Below are 16,161 nucleotides of genomic sequence, written 5' to 3' on the forward strand. Positions count from 1 at the left end.
CCGAAAGAACTTGAATCGATCCCTCAACGGCTTGATTCAATATCTCAGCGTCAATGCGCCGGGCAGGATTTCGAAGGTCGCGGGTATGCGACCGGGCGATTCGCCGTCTATGTCGATCAGCGCGGCGTTCTTTTGCACATCGCCGAGCGGCTCGACAACCACTTTCTTGCCGCGCAGGATGGTGATCGCCGGATGGTTGCGGTGCCGCCCGCCATAGAGCAGGCGGATGTCCCAGATCAGCTTCAGCTTGCCGGCGGCGCGCAGGATGACGATGTCGAACTCGCCGTCGTTAAGCTCGGCGTCGGGCGCGATCATCATGCCGCCGCCGAAGAATTTGCCGTTGGCCACCGCCACCAGTGCCATGCGCGCCTCGACCGGGGCACCGTCGTCGATGGTGATCGCAACGTCCTGGAACCGGTAACGGAGGAACTCCCAGACCGTGCGCCAGTAGAACAGTGCCTTGGCCGAAACCTTGCCCTTGCGCTTGTCGGCGTTGACGGCACGGTCCGTGGCGCCGGAAAGCCCAAGACTGGCGATGTTGATGAAATGGCGGCTGGCCAGCGCGCCATGGTCGTCGACATAGCTGATGCAGCCGGCATCGACCTTGCGCCCCTTGGTCTCGGCAATCCGCTTCAGTGTCAGGTCGACATCGTTCGACAGGCCGAGCCCGCGGGCGAAGTCGATGCCGGTGCCGCAAGGCAGCAGCCCAAGTTCGGCCGTCCGGCCGCTTTCCCGGAAAGCCTTCAGCAGGCCGTCGGCGACTTCGCTGGCGGTGCCGTCGCCGCCTGCCGCGATCACCAGCTCGAAGCCGATGGCGGCAAGGTCGAGCGCCAGCCGTTCGGCATCGCCCTCGGCCTGCGTTTCACGCAGCTCGAAATCGCCGAAATGTCTTTTCAGCGAAGCCGCAACCTCGGGCCAACGCCGCTTGAGCCTGCCGCCGCCGGCGATCGGATTGAGAATCACCGCGACCTTCAAGCCTGCCTCCCCAAGGCCATCGAACACGCCTTCCAATCATTTGCCGGCATTGAAGCCTGCGCCGGCCCGCGGGGCAAGATCGAATGTCCGACAATGCGGTTTCGGCATCGACGGCAAATCCCGGCTGCCGGTAGGCGGCCGGCGACGAAGATCAGAATTCGCTCCATCGCTGGGTTCAGTCCCCGATAATCCCGCTATCCACAGGCTCGCGGCGGTTTCGCCAAACGCTTATCCGGCGTACGTTAAACCCATCTCAGGCGGCTACCGATCGCCACGCCGAAAGGCAAAGCGGAACGGCGGATTTCCTGAGGCCCGTACGGCCCTGAACGAGAACAGGCTTGCTTGTTGGAGGGATGGAAGCCGAGACCTACGGGGCCGCGGAAAGCGTGCGAACGCCAACGGCGGACCGATGCTGCCATGAAGGACGGCAAAAACCTTCGATGGCGCGCTGGGCAAAGCTCGCAAGAGCGGAGACCGGCGTGGTCCGGAACGGACGCTGCCCTCGGGTGGCGACTGGCAGGACCGTCAAAATCAAGGCCGGAATGGCGCGACATCTTTCGGGAGTTGCTGCCGCGACCGTGTCCTGATCTGACAGGGAGGCGCTGGGAGAAATCCCGGCGCCGACTGTCTTTGTGGCCCCGCCTGACGATTTTGCCGGCGACGCTTCACGCTGCGCCAAAATCAGCTACTATCCATTTGCCGTCGGGGACCGTTTAAAAGGGCTAACGGCAGGGGGACATTTCATGACGCTCATCCAGAAGCTTGCTGTTGCCTATGCTTTCCTGTTCTTCGGTGTTGTTGCGATCGGCTATGTGCCGGCCTTCAACGATGCCGGCGGCAATCTGTTCGGCCTGTTCTCGCTGCAATGGTATGACGATTTGCTGCACGCCTTCTCCGGCGTCTGGGCGCTGGCGGCCGCCTTCATCTCGCACCGCCAGGCGGTGTTCTATTTCAAGCTGTTCGGCTCGGTCTATCTGTTAGACAGCGTGCTCGGCCTGGTCACCGGTTCCGGCTGCCTCGACGGCGGCATTTTCATCAACGGCTTCCGCTCCTTGAACGACATCGAATTCCCGGCCCGCTTCTTCGCCAACCTGCCGCACATCGTCATCGGCGGCTTCGCCGTCTATGTCGGGTTCTGGCTGTCGAAACGTGTGTACGACCATTTCGCTACGGCCTGACCGGCCATGTTCCTGTTCCGCTGGCTGAAGCGCATCATCAAGGCGATCCTCTGGCTCGTCGTCATTGTCGTGTTGATCCCGATCGCCGGGCTGGCCTACGGCTTTCTCACGACGCCGTCGCTGGACACAACACCATTGCCGGGCGTCACTGAGGGTGCCCCGCCGAAGGCGCTGGCCGACAAGGTCCGTGCCGAGATCCCCGGCTACCAGCGGCCGGAGGAATCGACCTTTCTCACCTATCCAGAATGGGCCATCGTCTACGCCGCCCGCGAATATGCCGGCTTCGTCGACAAGAACCAGCCGAGCGGTTTTCCCTATCTCTCCTATATCGGCCGCTTCTGGCAGGACTATGCGATGGTCATCCGCGCCAGCTCCACCTACAAGTTCAACCTCGACAACCACCAGATGCTGGTGGTCATCGGCACCAGCCACACGATCGAGCACGCTATCCAGTGGGCCTATGAAAATACGGTCGGCCGCGTCACCGAAGCGACAGCCGGCAAGCGCACCGCGGTCGACATCTACCAGGCCAAGGTGGTGGCGGACTATGCCGGTTTTCTCGACCAGGTGCCGTGGTACCAGTTTCCCTATGCCGAAAAGCGTGCCGGCCTGTTTGCCGTCCAGCCGGCGGCGGACGACAGCGCCGTCCGCACCAGCGAACGCAAGCTCGCCTTCGGCCTCGCCGACACCATCAAGCAGGGCTACGCCGATCTGATCAAGTCGGCGCTCGCCGCCACCACCGACCCGGCCTTGCTCGACATTCACGTCTGGGCCAAGGGTCCGGTCAGCGAGGTGACGCGCAACGAGCCCGACACCTTGCTGGAGCGCGATCTCGGCGCCGACGGCACGGTCTTCGTCACCAGGCGCTATCAGGTGTTCACCGACATGATCCCGCGCCTGATCGACAAGGGCGTCTCCTTCGTCGAGATCGGCGGCAATGACGAGATCATGGTCACCATGCTTTCCAATGACGAGATCAATGTTCCCGAAGGCGCACGCACCTTGTTCAGCTACCCGCTTCCGGCGGAACCTTCGACGCGCCGCACCGGCCTGACCGTCGCCGTGCGCAAACTGCACCTCGTGCTGCCGGCGCTGATGACGGCGGGCGCCAGGCTCGAGCACGTCTACGATTACTGAGGCCTTTCGGTCACAGCCGGCCTCGGCAAGACGTTGCGTGATGCTCCGCCACGCTCATTCCACAATCGCGGCCAAATCCCGCCTTGTTCCGCAACGATTGATGATGCCGTAGCACTTTGTCTTGCGCACATCGCCAGGCAACTCGGAGGGACAAGACCGTGATCAAGACCGCCCTTGTCGCCATGACCATCGTCGGCTGCGATTGCGACGCCAGGCTTTGCGAATATATCGGCGAGACGCCCGCCAAATGGTCGACCATCGCCGAATGCGAAGCGGCGATGAAAAGCCAGATGCTGCACGAGCGCAATTTCGATTATCCGCTGGTCTCGGGCATCTGCCGGACACAGAACTCGTCTTCGTCATCGCAGCTCGTGGCGACCACTTCGGAGCCCGAATTGACGACGGCCAGTACGGCAGCGACAGACCCGCTGCCACCGGAGCTGAGCCATCGGCCCAGTGCTGCCGTCGGAACGCAGGCCACGGCGACGGAAACGGAAGCCGTCAGGCCGGTCGCCTATGAAGCGGCGGTCGATGGCGGCCGCGCCGTGCTCTACCGCACGAAGACCGGCTACGCCGTGGTCAAGACCGATCTCGGCCGCGCCGCAGCGGCAACGATCGGCATCGCTAGGCGTTCGGCGAACTGGCTGGCGGCGAAGCTGCCTGACGGTCTGTAGCCGCCGCTCAGGCCGTGCCGATCAGTGCCTTGACGGCGCGATAAAACGTCGACGAAAACAGCTCGTCCGGATCGTATTGCCGCTTCTTCGCCAGGAAGGACGGCAGTTCCGGATAGGAGGCAAGCAGTTCCTTGCCCGTATAATGAAGCTGGTAGGGCAGGAAAAAACGCCCGCCATGCTTGATCGTCACGTCGATCAGCGCCCTTGTCAGCGCCCGCATCCTGGCATTGCCGTCGGCGTCTGTCGGCTGATTGATGTAGAGCACCAGCGAATAGGCCGGCTCCGGCGCATAATTCAGCGCCACATCCTCCTTGTGGACGATGCGCACCGACGCGTTGAGCACCGGCAGGCTCTGGTTGCGCAGGATCTCGCGCGCTTCCGCGATGAACGGGCTATAGGCCGCCCGCGGGATGAAATACTCGTGCAGGATGTCGGTCTCATCGAGCAGATCGTTGAACAGATACGGCACTGAATCGTGCATCGGATTGTTGCGCGTGACGAGGCAGGCCTCGCCCTCGGCCATTGCCGTCGTCCGCGCCACCGTGCAGCTCTCGAATTGCGGCTCCAGTGTCTTTTCGGTGAACCATTTCAGCTCCTGGAACAGGCTGCCCCATTTCGCCAGGTTGATGATCACCCGCTTGAGCCCGACCGAACCCGGTTCGCCGATTGCCGGCTGGTCGGCCGGCGGCTGGTCGGCCACCTTGTCATAGCGGTAGACGATCATATCCTCGAGGAAATTGCCCGGCGCAGTCGACAGATGCCCATAAAACAGACCGATCGCCCTGTTTGGCTCCAGCACCTCGGCGAAGAACTTTGGAAAGTCGTCCGATTTGATGATCTCGCGCGAGGTCCGGTAGACGGCGTTGTCGACGATGTCGAGCGTCGCCTCCAGCACCACGCCGAACAGGCCGTAGCCGCCGACGACGTGGCGGAACAGCTCGGTCTTTTCGGCCGGTGAGCAGGTTGTCACCGAACCGTCCGCCAGCATCACCCGCATCGAACGGATCGAGCCGGCAACGGAGCCGGCCTGGTGGTCCATGCCATGCGCGTTGACCGACAGCGAGCCGCCGACCGAAAAGATGTCGGTCGACTGCATAGCCTTCACCGCAAAGCGCGGGTGCAAAAGGTTCTGGATGTCGTGCCAGCGCGCGCCCGGCTGCAAGGTCATCGTCTTCGCCGCCGCATCGACGTTGACCCGGTTGAATTTGCGCATGTCGAGGACCAGTGCGTTGTCGTCGAAAGCGTGGCCGCCCATCGAATGGCGCACCGCCGCGATCGAGACCTTCAGGCCATTGGTGCGGGCAAAGGCCAACGCGCTCGCAATGTGGTCTTCCTCGCTGACTTCGATGACGCCGTAGACTGGCGTCATCGACAGGCCGCTGGCATCGTTGATGTCGCCGCCCTTGGTCAGCCATGGCAGCGACGTATCGTAGGCTGGCAGGCCCTCCAGCGGCTTCTGAGCCAGGTCGATCCCGTCAATGTCGGCAATGCGCCCGGAATTCTTCTGCCCGGACGGACCGCGCGCCAGCCGCGCCACGGTCGTGCCGCCCCACAGCATCGCGCCGCCCACCACCGCCGCACCCAGCAGCAGCCGCCGCGACAGGCGAAACCCCTTGCGTTCTCCGATCATGAACCCCTCGCTGCCTCAGAGATAGCGCGAGCTTCCGGCAAAAACCATAGCCGGAGTGCGTAGCAGAACTACAGCGGCAGTTCAGGAGCATTTTCTTATGGTTGCAATGAAGGTATTTTTCGCGCTATGATTGAAAAAACGAACGGATCCATGATGATGCTGACCATTGTAAGGGCGCCCATTCCATGAAGCACGTGTCCCGCGCGATACTGTCCCTGATGCTAGCGCTTGCTCCGATATCCGCCGAGGCTCAGGACTCCAGTCAGGGCGACGACAGCGTCGTCGCAGTCGCGCCTGACGATCCAGATATGGCGGCGGCGACTGCACAGGCACGTGCCGGCCTGGATGAATTCCTAGCATTATCCCAGACACCGCCACCTGGAACGGACACATTCAAACTGAAGGTGATGATCAAGGACGGAAATGTGACCGAACACTTCTGGGTCATCCCGTTCCAGCGGAACGAAACCGGATTCGTGGGGATATTGGCGAATGAGCCACATAGTGTCCACAACGTCGTGGCTGGCCAGTATATCGAATTCAACCGGGACGATATTTCCGACTGGGGATACACCAGAAACGGTCACCAGGTTGGCAGTTTCACCGTTTGTGTGATGTTCAGGTCGATGTCGAAGGAAGAAGTCGACTACATGCGAAGCGAACGCGGCTTCGATTGCTGACCGCCCAGCCGGACTAACCCGCCTCCTCGTCCCTCGCCCCGATCTTGCGCACCAGCGCCGCTGTCGCCAGCATCGCGCCCATGTCGGCGATCATCGGCGCGACATGCTTGGTGTAGTCGAGGCGCGTGGGGATATCCGGCAGCTCGAAGAAATTCCTTTCCTGCGGCAGCAGCAGGAAGCCGTCACTGCCGCTGAGCGCCACGCGTGCCGGATCGTTCGGCCGGGTCTCGCCGAGCCATTGCAGCGCCTGCGCCAGCCGGCCGGTCACCAGCGGCCGCGCCGCCTCGATGTTGTCGGTGCGGAACTCGTAGGCGGCATCGAGCTCCGGCACGCCGCTGGACAATTCCTGCATCTTGCTGCCGAAGATGCCGCGGAAGAAGCCGACGGCTTTGTTGGTCCGGCGCGCGGCGACCAATGTGCCGGGGAACGGCACGATCGTCTCGAAGGCGACGATGACGCCCTTGAACACTGCCGTCGTGCTCTTGCCCGTCCCTTCCCGGAGCTCTGCTTCGTACAGCTCGAACGGAAACCCTTCATAGCGGCCGGAAAAAGCATCGTCGAAAGACTGTCGGTTGAATGGGCCAACCGTCTCGCGCGGCAGCCGGTCGAACGAATTCGGCTTGACGCTGTGCCGATACTGCATGTCCTCGATGAAGCCGAAGATGATCGGCAACAGCGTGCTGCGAAACGACTGCTGCAATTTGCTCGCTGGCTTGATCGCCCGGAAATAGAGCAGGATCGCCGCCAGGAATCCGCCGATATAGAGGAACACATGCGGGGTCGAGAACCACTGCTCGCTCGGGTCGGCAACCCCGTTGAAGAGCCAGGCCACAAACACCACGAACACCAGCACCAGCCCGATGAACAGCGGCACCCGCCAGCGCGTCCGGCGATGGGCCGAAGCTCTTTCGGCCTCATAGGCCTCGATGTTCTTCCTGAGGCCGGCGATCACCGCTTCGCTCGGCATGAAATCCGCAGTTTCCATCACCCACCGCCGCCACAAGCCTGCCCGCGTTGAGCATGATAGCCGGTTTGGTGGACCGCGTCAGCGCAGCCGTCAGCGCCCGGCACCGAAGATCGCATCGAGGCGGGCCAGAACCCTTTGCCTCGATTTTCCCGCCAGCGCTTCGACCGGGACCAGGCGCTCGTGATCGCCGGCGCGCAGCCGCATGAAGGCATGCAGCCGGTAGGCGGCGATGGCCCCGCGCGTGCCGGGATCGTCGCTGATGTCGACGACGAGAATGGCGCCGATGCGGCCGGGCCATGGCTGGCTCGAAAATGCGGTACCGAAGAAATCGCCGAGCCCATAGGCAACGAGCGTCTTGCCGGTCCGCTCGATCGGCTGCACGACATGCGCATGATGTCCGGCGACCAGGCCGACGCCATGTTCGGCCAGAAGCCGCGCCAGTGCCCGCGTCTTCGCACGTGGAAAATGCCGGAATTCCCAATCCCAATGTGGCACTGCGCAGAGGAGGTCGACACCCGAAGCGGCGTCGCGCGGCCATTGCGTCGGATCGCCTTGCATCGAGACTCGGCCCGCAAACTGAGCCGCGCCGACATTGCGCCACAAGGTAAAGGCGGCAAGGCCGATTGTCAGCGCCCCGACTGCAAACCGCTCGACCGGAACCGCAGTGCCGATCGTGCGGATGCCGAGCCGCTCCAGGGCGGCGACCGTCTCATCGAAGCCGGCAGTAGCCTGGTCGAGCACATGGTTGTTGGCCAGCGACAGCACCAGTTTTTCACGCGAAATGCCGGCGGCGGCCAGCGCCTCGGCAAGGAACCGCTCGCTCATCGCGTGGCGCGTGCCAAGCCTGGTGCCCAAAACAGCGCTCGGCCGTTTCACCACCGGGCTTTCGCAATTGCCGACCACCAGATCGGCCGAGGCAAGCAGTGCCGCAATCGCCGGATCGCAGTCCGGCGCGCGGCGATTGGCCACCGCCGAGATATCGCCAACGAAAGCCAGCCGCACCGTCCGCGCCGGCAGCGGTTCGAGCAGGGCTGCGGCCGCCGGAGCAAAGCCGCGCGCGTCGCCATCGAGCGAAGGCCGGAGGAAGCGTGGCAGCCACGACAGTTTGTAGGAAAGCGGATAGTTCGACACGCGACGGCCCAATGGTTTGCCTTGTGTAGACCGCCAGCCGGATTGATTGAAGCGCAGACTGTTATCGGTGAACCACAGGGCTACAGGCGCGCGAACCAAATGCGTGTATGATCCACTGCGGAGCGACAAAAGGGGCGATCACGATGAAGCGTTTTTCCAGGCTGGTGGCGTGCGCCATCATTCTTCTCCTCCCGCTGGCTTCACCCAGCGCCGCGGCTCCCGAAGCGGCGGCCCTGTTTGAGGCGAAAACCGTAGCCGAACGCGACAGCGCTCTTGCCGCCCTGGAAGCCGCCGCGCCCGGCGATCCGGCAGCGACCTACGCCGCCGGCGCCGGCGAATTCTTCACCGCGCTGGAGATCCTGGCCGGCGGGCTGCACCGCCACGGTTTCGAAAGCCCGCAATCCTTCATGCTGCCGCTGATGCGGTTGCCGGTGCCGGACAACCCTGATCCCGAGCCGCTGAGCTACGAACAATTCCGCGCCATTCTCGTTGCCTTCCGCGACCGGCTGGAGAAATCCGCAGCCACGCTGGGTTCGGTACCCGCCGACACGGACATCGGTATGGTCATCGACCTCACCCGCCTCGGCATCGACCTCAACGAGGACGGCACGATCGCGCCGGACGAAAGCGCTGCGGCGATCATGGCCTCTCTGTCGGGCACGGGCGGCGCGCCGGCCGATGCCGCCCTCGCCTTCCGCTTCGACCGCGCCGACGGCTATTGGCTGCAGGGCTATGCCGAATTTCTGATGGCGCAGGCCGATTTCTGGCTGGCGCATGACTTCAGCAACACCTTCGACGGTTCGTTCCATATGCTGTTCCCGCGCGCCAAACTGCCGCTGCAGGACACGCTCGTTCCGCCGGACGGCGGCATGAGCGGCGGCATTCTGTCGTCCGAATGGCGCATCGCCGATTTCATCTCGCTGGTCCATCTCATCAACTGGCAAGTGGTCGAGCCGGAGCGCCGGCAAGCGGCACGCCGCCATCTCATGGAAATGATCCGGCTGTCGCGCGAGGACTGGAAAGCCATCCGCGCCGAAACCGACAATGACCGCGAATGGCTGCCCGGGCCGCAGCAGAAAGGCGCCAGCCCGCTGACCGGTCTGGAAGTCGGCGAGCAGCAGGTACAGGCCTGGCTCGCCGCCCTGGCTATGGCCGAGGATCTGCTGGAGGGACGCACCTTTCTGCCGCATTTCCGCATCGCCGACAAAGGCATCAACATGAAGCGCTTCTTCGACGAGCCGAAGCCCTTCGACCTGGTGCTGTCGATCACCGGCCCGGCCATCGCGCCCTATCTCGAGCGCGGCAAGATTCTCACCAGCGAGGAGTTCAATCAGATCCAGCGCCAGTTCGGCGGCGCCGGGTTTCTGACGTTCGCGCTGTGGTTTAATTGAGGGGGAAACTCGGATGGTGCTCCTGACAGCCTGCTGTCAGCAGCCAAATTGCGCCTCGCGCCACCCGCCACTCGGCTCTTTCCATTTTGGCCGATACCTCCCATATTCGGGCCATGGCCAGACTCCCCGACAAGAAAACGCCGCCGCCGGCGAATGACGATCGCGCTTCGCCGCCCAAGCGGCGCAGTCCGCTGACCGATTTCCTCGACGCATCGGAGCCCCTGCACGGCTTTGCCGAGGCGCCGCAGGCCGAGTTCACCGGCGCGCCGCTGACCGGCTCGATCGCCGACTGGGCCGAACAGATCGAGCAGGAAGCCGAGAAGGAAGGGCGCCAAATCTCCCCCCTCGAGGGGGAGATGTCACCGAAGGCGACAGAGGGGGTCGGCAAAGGAAGCGCTCGGCATCAAGGGTCGCCGAGCCCGGACGCACCGACCCCACCCGGCGGCTCCGCCGCCACCCTCCCCTCGAGGGGGAGGGAAGGCGCCAAGCCGGCGAAGAAAATCCCGGAACGCTCCTCTTCCCCCGGCCGTACGGCACGCGGCACCTCGATGGGCGGTGCGGCCTCGGCGCGGGAGCGCACTGCGGCCGGTCTCAACCCTGTCGCCGGCCTCGATGTCTCCCTGGAAGAGGCCGAGACCATGGCCTCGGGCGGCGTCACCGCCACGGTCGCGGCACTGTCGGCACTGATCGAATCCGGCAATCCGCTGCACAAGGACGGCGTGCTGTGGACGCCGCACCGCCCTGCCCGGCCGGAGAAATCCGAAGGCGGCATCGCCATCAGGATGGTCTCGGATTTCGAGCCGGCCGGCGACCAGCCGACGGCGATCAAGGATCTCGTCGAGGGCGTCAACAGCAACGACCGCACGCAGGTTCTGCTCGGCGTCACCGGCTCGGGCAAGACCTTCACCATGGCCAAGGTGATCGAAGAGACGCAGCGCCCCGCTCTGATCCTGGCGCCCAACAAGACGCTTGCCGCGCAGCTCTATTCCGAGTTCAAGAAGTTCTTCCCGGAAAACGCCGTCGAGTATTTCGTCAGCTACTACGACTACTACCAGCCTGAGGCCTATGTGCCGCGGACCGACACCTACATCGAGAAGGAATCCTCGATCAACGAGCAGATCGACCGCATGCGCCATTCGGCGACGCGCTCGCTGCTCGAGCGCGACGACGTCATCATCGTCGCCTCGGTGTCCTGCATCTATGGTATCGGCTCGGTCGAGACCTATACGGCGATGACCTTCCAGATGCAGATCGGCGACCGGCTCGACCAGCGCGCGCTGCTCGCCGACCTCGTCGCCCAGCAATACAAGCGCCAGGACATCAATTTCGTCCGCGGCTCGTTCAGGGTGCGCGGCGACACGATCGAGATCTTCCCGGCCCACCTCGAGGACCGCGCCTGGCGCATCTCGCTGTTCGGCGACGAGATCGAGGCGATCACCGAATTCGATCCGCTGACCGGCCAGAAGACCGGCGAGCTGAAGGGCGTCAAGATCTATGCCAATTCGCACTATGTCACGCCGCGCCCGACCTTGAATCAAGCCATCAAGTCGATCAAGGAAGAGCTCAAGCACAGGCTGGTCGAACTCGAACGGGCCAGTCGGTTGCTGGAAGCGCAGCGGCTGGAGCAGCGCACCCGCTTCGATCTGGAGATGCTTGAGGCGACCGGTTCCTGCGCCGGCATCGAGAATTACTCGCGCTATCTGACCGGCCGCCAGCCGGGCGATCCGCCACCGACCTTGTTCGAATACATCCCCGACAATGCGCTGGTCTTTGTCGACGAAAGCCATGTCACCATACCGCAGATCGGCGGCATGTATCGCGGCGACTTTCGCCGCAAGGCGACGCTGGCCGAGTATGGTTTCCGCCTGCCGTCCTGCATGGACAACCGGCCGCTGCGCTTCGAGGAGTGGGACGCCATGCGCCCGCTTTCCGTCGCGGTTTCGGCAACGCCCGGCGGTTGGGAGATGGAGCAATCCGGCGGCGTTTTCGCCGAACAGGTCATCCGCCCGACCGGCCTGATCGACCCGCCGGTCGAAGTGCGCCCGGCCAAGACGCAGGTCGACGATGTCGTGGGCGAAATCCGCGAGACCTCGAGGGCCGGCTACCGCACGCTGGTCACTGTGCTCACCAAGCGCATGGCCGAGGACCTGACCGAATATCTGCACGAGCAGGGCATTCGCGTGCGCTACATGCACTCCGACATCGACACGCTGGAGCGTATCGAGATCCTGCGCGACCTGCGCCTCGGCGCCTTCGACGTGCTGGTCGGTATCAACCTGTTGCGCGAAGGCCTCGACATTCCCGAATGCGGCTTCGTCGCCATTCTCGATGCCGACAAGGAAGGTTTCCTGCGCTCCGAGACATCGCTGATCCAGACCATCGGTCGCGCCGCCAGAAACGTCGACGGCAAGGTCATCCTCTATGCCGACCAGATCACCGGCTCGATGGAGCGGGCGATGGCCGAGACCAACCGCCGTCGCGAAAAGCAGATGGAGTGGAACGCGGCCAACGGCATCACCCCGGAATCGGTCAAGTCCCGCATTTCGGACATCCTGGACTCGGTCTACGAAAAAGATCATGTCCGCGCCGACATTTCGCAGTTCACCGACAGCGCCGGCGCCATGATGGGCAACAATCTGAAGGCGCATCTCGACGCCCTGGACAAGCAGATGCGCGACGCCGCCGCCAACCTCGATTTCGAGAAGGCGGCCCGCATCCGCGACGAGATCAAACGGCTGCGCGAGATGGAGTTGTCCATCTCCGACGACCCGCTGGCCAAATATGCCGACATGGAAAGCCCGGTTTCGGGCCGCGAAAAGGGCAAGCACAACAAGGGCGTGGCCAAACATCGTACGTCAGAGGAACAGGAGCGTTTCCGCAAGCTCGACGAGGCACGTGCCACCGAAGAAGCGGCCAAGGCTGCCCGGCCCAACCTCTTCCGCAAGCCCGCGCTCGACGAGATGGGCGCCGACGGCGCCGTGCCGGTCAAGAAGCCGCTATTCGCAAAACCTTCGCTCGACGCCATGGGCCCGGGCACCGACATGCCGACGCCGGCCGGGGCGGTGTCCCGTTCGCTGTTCAAGAAACAGTCGGCCGAAGAGGCGCACGGCTCCGATTTCGGCATCCCCGGCGAGCCGATCAAACCGCTGTTCAAGAAAAACTCGCTCGACGAGATGACGGTGCGGCGGACCGAGAAGCCGGTCGAGGGAAAAGTGCCGGCCAAGCCACAGCCGATCTCCCCCCTCGCGGGGGAGATGTCAAATGGTGGCAAAGAGGGCAGGACAGCGGGAGGCGCGAAGGAACGCGATGATTCGGCCAAACCCATTGTCCGCCAGCGTGCCGGCATCGGCTCTTACGAAGATCCGGCCGATGCTCGCCGCGAAAAGCGCCGACCCGGCAAGACTGGTCGGCCGGGACGGTAATTCTACCGTGGCGTTACTTGAGCGCCGCATGTATCTTCTCGCCATCGGCTGGGTGGCTACAGATGATAACACGCCGTTTCTTTGGGCTTCTCGCCGCAGGGTTCTTGCCGTCCCGCGCGGCGTCTCAAACAACAAGCGCACCGCGGCGCTTGCAAGACGACATTCCGATAGCCGCGCAGTGGATATCCAACGCACTGCAAAGTTCGGGCTTCGGCGCGGATTTCTCACCGCAGAGCATATCCGAGGTGGAACGGTTTTTTCGCGAGCAGACGAAGGATGGAGAGCCCATCTCCGGCGGTTTGATATCACAAGATATCGGGCCGCGTTTGTTTGCATTGGGATGCTACTGTGGCGAGGTGCTTCGCAAGGAACTCAGCGGGCATTGGCTGACGAATGACGACGATCCCGAAGGGGAAATTAACGCGGCTCTCGAAGTCGGAAGCGGCGTTACTTGCTGGCCCATGCAACGAGTCATGAAGCGGCTGCGCAACAGCGAAGACGACCTGGTGGCTTGGGCCGAAGGGATCAGGCGGGGCTGAAAGGCCGAGTATCCAACCTACGACAACAATTGGCAGCAAACCTAGGTTCGATGCGGCAACAAGGCAAACTCCACATTCTGCCCCTGATTTTAGGCAGTAAAGACACGCCTTTGCGGGCTGGCGCCGATCTTGGACCGGTGCAGAAACACCTTGGCTTTCCGAAATGGCTGTATGTCTATCAGGATCAGCCATGCGGCTTTCTTCTGGGTTATGGCGATCTGGAAATCAACATTTTGATCAGGCGCGATCGAGCGCGAGTGCACCGTATCAGCATCAAACTTTGGCACATGCCTCATGTGCCCAAGTCCTTGCCTTTGAAATGGAGCGGCAACAGCCAAATCGATCTCGACGGCTTTAGTCCAGCCATGACGTTTTCGGCCGCCAAGACGCTCCTCGCAAGTCTAGGGCTGCAAGCCGAGGAATATAAGATGGAAAGCGGATATGAAACTGTCCGTCGGCTCGTGCTCCCTCATGCCGAACTTCATTTCTTCAAGGGACCGGAAGAACCGATCCTGATGGAGATTCACTTCGAAACGCCACAGGAAATCCAGCGAACCAAGGGTGACTTTATATTCCCTCTGCCAGACTAAGGCCTGCCTGCAGAGGACACACTTGCAACCCACCCCGCCTTTGGTGTAATCGCTCCGCACACTCGACCGTCTTGAAAGGAGGGCTGCGTGTCTTTCGACCACCACCGTCAGCGCGGCCCTGTCTCTGCCCTGCGAGCTTGCTTGCAGGGCTGACCAGAGACGGTCCGGGTTTTTCTTCCCGCTTCGATTTTCTTGGTCTGCCCTTCGTGGTGCTGCAACGCCGAGCCTGATGGCCAGCTTGCGCACCGTCAAAGTGCATTGAACCGGAATCCACTCCGGACAGACCAGAGAAATCGACATGGCCCTGATCAGCCTCAAGTCTCTCGGTGTCACCATGAGTGCGCCGCTCTTCTCCAACCTTGATCTCACCATCGGCACCGGCGACCGGCTCGGCATCGTCGCCGCCAACGGGCGCGGCAAATCGACTTTGCTGAAGTGCCTGACCGGCGACATGGAGCCGACATCAGCGACATCACCCGCACGCGCGGCCTGCGCGTCGGCTATGTCGAGCAAGTCATCCCCGCAGCGCTGGCCGGGCGCAGCTTTCATGAGGTGGTGGCAGACGCCTTGCCGGCCGAGCAGGCCGAAAGCGAGCAATGGCGCGTCGATGTGGTTCTCGACTCGCTCGACGTGCCGCAGCCGATGCGCGAGCGGCCGATGCGAGCCTTGAGCGGTGGCTGGCAAAGGCTTGCGCTGGTCGCCCGCGTCTGGGTCACCGACCCCGACGTCCTGCTTCTCGACGAGCCGACCAACCATCTCGACCTCGGCAAGATCAGCCAGCTCGAAACCTGGCTGAACGCCCTGCCGCGCGAGGTGCCGCTGGTGATTGCCAGCCACGACAGGGCGTTCCTCGACGCCACGACCAACCGCACGCTGTTCCTTCGCCCTGAACAATCGCCGGTGTTTTCGCTGCCCTATTCGCGGGCGAGGCTTGCGCTGGACGAGGTCGACGCCTCAACCGAGCGCAAATTCCAGCGCGACATGAAAGTGGCGCAGCAGCTGCGCCGGCAGGCGGCCAAGCTCAACAACATCGGCATCAACTCGGGCAGTGATCTGCTGACGGTCAAGACCAGGCAGCTCAACCAGCGGGCAGAGCGCCTGGAAGAAGCGGCAGCGCCGGCACACCGCGAAAAATCGGCGGGCGCGATCAAGCTCGCCAATCGCGGCAGCCATGCCAAGGTGCTGATCACGCTTGACGATTTGGCGGTCGGAACCCCTGACGGCACGCTGTTGTTCAGCACCGGCAAGCGCCATATCTGCCAGCGCGATCGCATCGTCCTGCTCGGCCGTAACGGCGTCGGCAAATCACGGCTGATCGGCCTGATCCGGAACGCCATCGTCGAGCCGGAAACGGCGGCGCAAAGCCTGAAGGTGACGCCGTCGACCGTGCTCGGCTATAGCGACCAGGCATTGTCGGGCATCAGCGGCGACGACACGCCGCTGGCGATGCTGTCGCGCAGATTCGATGTCGGCGAGCAGCGCGCCCGCTCGCTGCTGGCGGGCGCCGGCGTCAACATCGACATGCAGGAGCGCAGGATCGGCGTGCTGTCGGGCGGCCAGAAGGCGCGGCTGATGATGCTGGCGCTCAGGCTCGCCAATCCCAATTTCTATTTGCTCGACGAGCCGACCAACCATCTCGACATCGATGGCCAGCAAGCGCTGGAAGCCGAACTGCTGGAACATCAGGCAAGCTGCCTGCTCGCCTCGCACGACCGCTCCTTCATCAGGGCAATCGGCAACCGCTTCTGGCTGATCGAGAAGCGGCGGCTGACCGAGGTCGACAGTCCGGAAGATTTCTTCCGCTCGGTGGCCGAAGCGGGAGATTGACGATTTTGCCCGATGAATGG

At 63.2% G+C, this 16,161-nt stretch carries 12 protein-coding genes and 1 pseudogene; 9 read left to right on the plus strand and 4 right to left on the minus strand.

Annotated elements, in window-relative coordinates:
• Positions 1 to 36: 36 nt before the first annotated feature.
• On the minus strand, positions 37 to 975 hold the full coding sequence (locus NKI95_RS00300; RefSeq protein WP_352713084.1) for a diacylglycerol/lipid kinase family protein: 939 nt from the start codon (positions 973 to 975) through the stop codon (positions 37 to 39).
• A 743-nt stretch (positions 976 to 1,718) separates the two neighbouring features.
• On the opposite strand from NKI95_RS00300, the gene NKI95_RS00305 reads away from it, so the two are divergent.
• The 3 genes from NKI95_RS00305 to NKI95_RS00315 all read left to right on the plus strand — a co-directional run bounded on the left by NKI95_RS00305 (position 1,719) and on the right by NKI95_RS00315 (position 3,964).
• Positions 1,719 to 2,153, plus strand: a complete 435-nt coding sequence (locus NKI95_RS00305) for a DUF4383 domain-containing protein (protein WP_352713087.1) — start codon at positions 1,719 to 1,721, stop codon at positions 2,151 to 2,153.
• A 6-nt stretch (positions 2,154 to 2,159) separates the two neighbouring features.
• On the plus strand, positions 2,160 to 3,290 hold the full coding sequence (locus tag NKI95_RS00310) for a hypothetical protein (RefSeq protein WP_352713090.1): 1,131 nt from the start codon (positions 2,160 to 2,162) through the stop codon (positions 3,288 to 3,290).
• A gap of 158 nt (positions 3,291 to 3,448) precedes the next feature.
• The gene (locus tag NKI95_RS00315; protein WP_352713092.1) at positions 3,449 to 3,964 is read left to right on the plus strand and encodes a hypothetical protein; all 516 of its coding nucleotides are present in this window, start codon (positions 3,449 to 3,451) and stop codon (positions 3,962 to 3,964) included.
• A gap of 7 nt (positions 3,965 to 3,971) precedes the next feature.
• Here the strand turns inward: NKI95_RS00315 and NKI95_RS00320 are convergent, their stop codons facing one another.
• Positions 3,972 to 5,594 carry an FAD-binding oxidoreductase gene (locus NKI95_RS00320; RefSeq protein ID WP_352713094.1) on the minus strand — a complete coding sequence of 541 codons (1,623 nt, stop codon included), beginning with the start codon at positions 5,592 to 5,594 and terminating at the stop codon, positions 3,972 to 3,974.
• A 185-nt stretch (positions 5,595 to 5,779) separates the two neighbouring features.
• Between NKI95_RS00320 and NKI95_RS00325 the strand changes: the two genes are divergently transcribed.
• Positions 5,780 to 6,274: a YegJ family protein gene (locus tag NKI95_RS00325; protein WP_352713096.1), complete on the plus strand. Its 495-nt coding sequence runs from the start codon at positions 5,780 to 5,782 to the stop codon at positions 6,272 to 6,274.
• Between the two features lie 13 nt (positions 6,275 to 6,287).
• Here NKI95_RS00325 and NKI95_RS00330 read toward each other — a convergent pair whose 3' ends face one another.
• Complete coding sequence (locus NKI95_RS00330; protein ID WP_352713099.1) at positions 6,288 to 7,259, minus strand: hypothetical protein; 972 nt, start codon at positions 7,257 to 7,259, stop codon at positions 6,288 to 6,290.
• Positions 7,260 to 7,331: 72 nt separating this feature from the next.
• The gene (locus NKI95_RS00335; protein ID WP_352714557.1) at positions 7,332 to 8,372 is read right to left on the minus strand and encodes a CapA family protein; all 1,041 of its coding nucleotides are present in this window, start codon (positions 8,370 to 8,372) and stop codon (positions 7,332 to 7,334) included.
• A 143-nt stretch (positions 8,373 to 8,515) separates the two neighbouring features.
• Between NKI95_RS00335 and NKI95_RS00340 the strand changes: the two genes are divergently transcribed.
• The 5 genes and pseudogenes from NKI95_RS00340 (at position 8,516) to NKI95_RS00360 (ending at position 16,141) form a co-directional block, all read left to right on the plus strand.
• Positions 8,516 to 9,763 (plus strand): hypothetical protein, encoded by a 1,248-nt coding sequence (locus NKI95_RS00340; protein WP_352713101.1) that lies wholly within the window; start codon positions 8,516 to 8,518, stop codon positions 9,761 to 9,763.
• Positions 9,764 to 9,876: 113 nt separating this feature from the next.
• A complete protein-coding gene (uvrB, locus tag NKI95_RS00345) occupies positions 9,877 to 13,185 on the plus strand; it encodes an excinuclease ABC subunit UvrB (RefSeq protein WP_352713104.1) in 3,309 nt (1,102 codons plus the stop codon).
• 62 nt (positions 13,186 to 13,247) lie between these two features.
• The gene (locus NKI95_RS00350; protein WP_352468440.1) at positions 13,248 to 13,724 is read left to right on the plus strand and encodes a hypothetical protein; all 477 of its coding nucleotides are present in this window, start codon (positions 13,248 to 13,250) and stop codon (positions 13,722 to 13,724) included.
• A 29-nt stretch (positions 13,725 to 13,753) separates the two neighbouring features.
• The gene (locus tag NKI95_RS00355) at positions 13,754 to 14,314 is read left to right on the plus strand and encodes a hypothetical protein (RefSeq protein WP_352468439.1); all 561 of its coding nucleotides are present in this window, start codon (positions 13,754 to 13,756) and stop codon (positions 14,312 to 14,314) included.
• 298 nt (positions 14,315 to 14,612) lie between these two features.
• A pseudogene (locus tag NKI95_RS00360) lies at positions 14,613 to 16,141 on the plus strand (ABC-F family ATP-binding cassette domain-containing protein).
• Positions 16,142 to 16,161 lie beyond the last annotated feature (20 nt).

Source organism: Mesorhizobium sp. M0306 (genome assembly GCF_040321655.1).
Classification (GTDB): Bacteria; Pseudomonadota; Alphaproteobacteria; order Rhizobiales; family Rhizobiaceae; genus Mesorhizobium.

Coding starts and splice junctions, on each gene's coding strand:
- NKI95_RS00305 (WP_352713087.1), top strand. CDS start 1,719: ATGACGCTCATCCAGAAGCTTGCTGTTGCCTATGCTTTCCTGTTCTTC.
- NKI95_RS00310 (WP_352713090.1), top strand. CDS start 2,160: ATGTTCCTGTTCCGCTGGCTGAAGCGCATCATCAAGGCGATCCTCTGG.
- NKI95_RS00320 (WP_352713094.1), bottom strand. CDS start 5,594: ATGATCGGAGAACGCAAGGGGTTTCGCCTGTCGCGGCGGCTGCTGCTG.
- NKI95_RS00325 (WP_352713096.1), top strand. CDS start 5,780: ATGAAGCACGTGTCCCGCGCGATACTGTCCCTGATGCTAGCGCTTGCT.
- NKI95_RS00330 (WP_352713099.1), bottom strand. CDS start 7,259: ATGGAAACTGCGGATTTCATGCCGAGCGAAGCGGTGATCGCCGGCCTC.
- NKI95_RS00340 (WP_352713101.1), top strand. CDS start 8,516: ATGAAGCGTTTTTCCAGGCTGGTGGCGTGCGCCATCATTCTTCTCCTC.
- uvrB (WP_352713104.1), top strand. CDS start 9,877: ATGGCCAGACTCCCCGACAAGAAAACGCCGCCGCCGGCGAATGACGAT.
- NKI95_RS00350 (WP_352468440.1), top strand. CDS start 13,248: ATGATAACACGCCGTTTCTTTGGGCTTCTCGCCGCAGGGTTCTTGCCG.